At 72.7% G+C, this 4,197-nt stretch carries 3 protein-coding genes and 2 pseudogenes; 4 read left to right on the forward strand and 1 reads right to left on the reverse strand.

Annotation, left to right across the window (positions count from 1 at the left end):
* Positions 1 to 64: 64 nt before the first annotated feature.
* Positions 65 to 1,732, forward strand: a complete 1,668-nt coding sequence (locus AOK15_RS30985) for an amidohydrolase (protein WP_055521654.1) — start codon at positions 65 to 67, stop codon at positions 1,730 to 1,732.
* Between the two features lie 38 nt (positions 1,733 to 1,770).
* On the opposite strand, the gene AOK15_RS30990 is transcribed toward AOK15_RS30985, so the two are convergent.
* Positions 1,771 to 2,217, reverse strand: a complete 447-nt coding sequence (locus AOK15_RS30990; RefSeq protein WP_055521655.1) for a DUF3592 domain-containing protein — start codon at positions 2,215 to 2,217, stop codon at positions 1,771 to 1,773.
* Positions 2,218 to 2,422: 205 nt separating this feature from the next.
* On the opposite strand from AOK15_RS30990, the gene AOK15_RS30995 reads away from it, so the two are divergent.
* The 3 genes and pseudogenes from AOK15_RS30995 to AOK15_RS47535 all read left to right on the forward strand — a co-directional run.
* The gene (locus tag AOK15_RS30995; protein WP_055521656.1) at positions 2,423 to 2,818 is read left to right on the forward strand and encodes a hypothetical protein; all 396 of its coding nucleotides are present in this window, start codon (positions 2,423 to 2,425) and stop codon (positions 2,816 to 2,818) included.
* Between the two features lie 298 nt (positions 2,819 to 3,116).
* Positions 3,117 to 3,989 (forward strand): annotated as a pseudogene (locus AOK15_RS31000) (LacI family DNA-binding transcriptional regulator); the annotation flags it as partial.
* 2 nt (positions 3,990 to 3,991) lie between these two features.
* Positions 3,992 to 4,188: pseudogene (locus AOK15_RS47535) on the forward strand (substrate-binding domain-containing protein); the annotation flags it as partial.
* Positions 4,189 to 4,197: the final 9 nt, after the last annotated feature.

The following is a 4,197-nucleotide window of genomic DNA, read 5'->3' on the forward strand; positions in this document are numbered from 1 at the left end:
CCCCCAAACGTTCTCCTCCTCCCGCGCCTCCCCTCACACCGCCGTCTCTCCTGGAGCTCCCGCCTTGCCGCAGTCCCGTGTCCCGAGCGCCGCCGATCTGGTCCTCACCGGCGGTCCCGTCCACACCGTCGACCCCGCCCGCAGCCGCGCCACCGCGGTGGCCGTGCACGACGGGAGGATCATCGCCGTCGGCCACGACGAGGTGCACGCCCTGATCGGGCCGCGAACCGAGGTCGTCGACCTCGCCGGGAAGCTGCTGCTGCCCGGCTTCCAGGACGCCCATGTGCACCCGCAGGGCGCGGGCCTGGAACTCGGCCTGTGCCATCTCGGCGACACCGTCGACCCCGCCGCGTATCTGCGCAGGATCGCGGAGTACGCCGACCGGCACCCGGACGCCGAGTGGATCACCGGCGGGGGCTGGTCGTTGGAGGCGTTCCCCGGCGGCGCCCCGACGGCGGCGGCCCTCGACGCGATCGTCCCGGACCGGCCGGTGTTCCTGCCCAACCGGGACCACCACGGCGCCTGGGTGAACAGCGTGGCGCTGGAGCGGGCCGGCATCGACGCCCGGACCCCGGACCCCGTCGACGGCCGGATCGAACGCGACGGCGACGGCAACCCGACCGGCATGCTCCAGGAGGGTGCCGTCCATCTCGTGGGCCGACTGGTGCCCGCCCCCACCGCCCAGGAGCAACTGGCCGCGCTGCTGCGCGCCCAGAGCGTGCTGCACTCCCACGGTGTGACCGCCTGGCAGGACGCGATCGTCGGCGCGTACGCCAACATGGCGGACCCGGCGCCCTCGTACCGGGCGGCCCTGGACCGAGGGCTCCTCACCGCCCGGGTGGTCGGCGCGCTGTGGTGGGACCGGGAGCGGGGTGCCGAGCAGATACCCGAACTCGTCGCACGGCGGGAGGAGTTGAGCGGAGACCGGTTCCGCGCCGGAACGGTGAAGATCATGCAGGACGGCATCGCCGAGAACCACACGGCGGCCATGCTCGACCCGTACCTCACCGGCTGCGGCTGCGCCTCGGGCACCAGCGGCATCAGCTTCGTCGAACCCGGCGAGCTGAAGAAGTACGTCACGGAACTCGACGCGCTCGACTTCCAGGTCCACTTCCACGCGCTCGGCGACCGCGCGGTGCGTGAGGCGCTCGACGCGGTGGAGGCCGCCCGTGCCGCCAATGGCAACCGGGACACCCGCCATCACCTGGCGCACCTCCAGGTCGTGCACCCCGACGACGTCCGGCGTTTGCGGGGGCTGGGCGCGGCCGCGAACCTACAGATGCTGTGGGCCGCCCACGAACCGCAGATGGACGAACTCACGCTGCCGTTCCTGGGGCCCGAACGCGGCGCCCGTCAGTACCCGTTCGGGGATCTGCTGCGGGCGGGGGCGACCCTCGCCGCGGGCAGCGACTGGCCTGTCAGCAGCCCCGACCCGTTGCAGGCCATCCATGTCGCCGTCAACCGCGTCTCCCCCGACGCGCCGGACGGCACCCCCGAGTTCCTGCCCGGGCAGCGTCTCGACCTGGGCACCGCCCTCGCCGCCTACACGGCGGGCAGCGCCCATGTGAACCATCTGGACGCCCTCACCGGCAGCATCACCGTCGGCAAGGCGGCCGACCTGGTCGTCCTCGACCGGGACCCGTTCGCCGGACCGCCGGAGGAGATCGCGGCCACCCGGGTCCTGGAGACGTTCGTGGACGGCCGCCGGGTCCACGCGGCACCCGACGCCTGACCCTGAGGTCAGCCGTCAGCCGTCAGCCGTCGCGAGGGTCAGGGCATCGAACCGTCGGAGTTCCAGGCGATCATGAGGAAGACGGCGAAGGCGGCGAACACGGCGAGGAAGAGCACCGCGCCGCAGGTGGTCGCGGCGAGCTTCGCCCGGGCCGGAGGCTTCGCGGTGGCGTACTCCGGCCGCTCCGGCAGATAGTGCACGGTGACGATGTCCCCCTCGACGGTGGTCGAGGGACCGTCCTCCTCGTCGAAGCGGATGAGGCGCCCGTCGCGGGTCGTGAACTCGTAGACGTGGTGCAGCGTCGTGTGCACCTGGTTGTTCCCGCCGCCGCTCGTCGTCGTGTAGGTCCTGACGCAGCGCGCCTGGGCGGTGATTCCTCTGGTCCAGGCGTCGTTGACGCGACGGGAGCGGCGGACCAGAGCGACGGCCGCGCCCACCGCGAAGACGATCAGGAGGATGGGTACGAGGTTGAACAGAGCTTCCATGGGGTCCCCCTGGAGGGCGTACGCCGACTCGATGACGGCCGTACGGGAACATACCGGGACGATTCACCAACACTTCCGCACACCGTCCGCGAAGCCTCTGCGTTCACCCGCCCATACACCCTTACGCCACCGCGTCCAGCATCAGCGGCATCTGGGGCGCGCTGCGGAACGTGTGTGACGCACCGCCAACGGCGTCACTGGCCCAGTGGACCCGCGGCGCCGGCGCCAACCAGCGCTTCAGGCGCGGAACGCGCTCGGTACGCTCCTGCTCGGGCCGGCGGCCGCGGTGGGCGCCGGTGTCATCGACGAACCTCTGCGCACCGGGGGCACCCTGAGGTACCCCTTCCTGCCGACGTTCGCCGTCGGCGGGGCCATCGGAGCGGGCTGCCGTCTGCGCCCGCAGGACGTCAGGCGGCAGCGGACGATCGTCGCCACAGGGCTCGCCGAGCCGCTGCAACTCGCGCGGGAGCTGCACGGCTTGGTCGCCCACCATGCGACGGGCAGCATCACGCAGGCGCAAGCCGCCGGGGTGATCCACGAGAGCGCGCCGCAGCAGATCGGCCCCCTCGCGGCGTCGACGCTGCGCCGCCTTGGCCGGTGAACGCCTGGCGAGGAGCGACAACCCGTATGACGGCACGCCCTGGCTCGGCACCGAGGTCGCGCGGCTGACCTCGCCGGAGAAGATGAGCCTGGTGAGGGGCCTTCCGGCCGCCGGTCCAGCACGCCTCCCCATGCCGGACCGGCGTCCGTACGGATGCCCCGGTGTGTGACGCATGTGTTCCGAACTCTTGACGGCCGCCGTCTGACTGCGTAGACATGACAGCGCAGACATGACTACGCAGTCAGACACACCGCGTCTGACATGATGGCGTTCGGTCGTGCGGTCACCGGGAGGCACCATGACGCGAGGGGCAGGGCGGGGCGGGAGTTCCGCCGCGCCGCGCAGTGTGGACGTCGCCCGGGTGGCCGGGGTCTCGCAGAAGACGGTGTCACGGGTCTTCAACGACGAGCCGTACGTCTCCACCGAGGTCCGCCGGCGCGTCCTCGACGCCGCCGAGCAGCTCGGCTACCGGCGCAACAACGCCGCCCGCGCACTGGCCTCGGGGCGCACCCGTTCGATCGGCGTGGTGACGCTGGGGACGGCCCTGTACGGGCCCGCCTCGCTGCTCATGGGTGTCGAGCGGGTCGTCCGGGACACCGGGTACGCGCTCCGCGTGGTCAACACGGTGGAGGGCGACCCCGCGGGCGTCGCCGGTGCCGTCGGCTCGCTCCTCGACCAGGGAGTGGACGGCATCGTGATCTCCGAGCCGATCGACGAGATCGACGAGGAGCGCACGGAGCCGGACGCCTCGCCGCGGGTGGACGTGCCGGTGCTCGTCATCGGCGCGCCGTCGCCGGTCACCGCGCCCGCGGTGCTGACGGCGGGCAACTGCGCCGATGTGATGGCCCGTACGGCGACCGAGCATCTGCTGGCCCTCGGTCACCGGACGGTCCACCATCTGGCCGGACCCCAGCGGTGGTACGCGGCGCGGGACCGGCTGCGGGGGTGGCGGGCGGCGCTGGACGACCACGGCAGGGACGTGCCGGCGGTCGTCCGCGGCGACTGGTCCGCCCCCTCCGGTTACGCGGCCGGACGGCGACTGGCCGAGGACGCAGACGTCACCGCGGTGTTCGCCGCCAACGACGACATGGCCATCGGTCTGATCCGGGCGCTGACGGAGGCCGGGCGGCGCGTCCCGGAGGACGTCAGTGTCGTCGGGTTCGACGACATCNNACCCGCCGCTGACCACCGTGCGCCAACCCTTCGACGCGGTGGCGCAGGAGGGGCTGAAACGGCTCGTCCACGCCATCGAGAACCCCGACGCGGATCATCTGCCGTCGAGCGACCCGCCGATCGACCTGATCGTGCGCGCCTCCACCGCCCCTCCGCCGAGCCGGACGACCCCGGCCCGCGGACGGCGTACCGCCTGACCCTCGCCC

This window comes from Streptomyces ossamyceticus, from assembly GCF_001418475.1.
Taxonomy (GTDB): Bacteria; Actinomycetota; Actinomycetes; order Streptomycetales; family Streptomycetaceae; genus Streptomyces; species Streptomyces ossamyceticus.

Coding starts and splice junctions, on each gene's coding strand:
- AOK15_RS30990 (WP_055521655.1), bottom strand. CDS start 2,217: ATGGAAGCTCTGTTCAACCTCGTACCCATCCTCCTGATCGTCTTCGCG.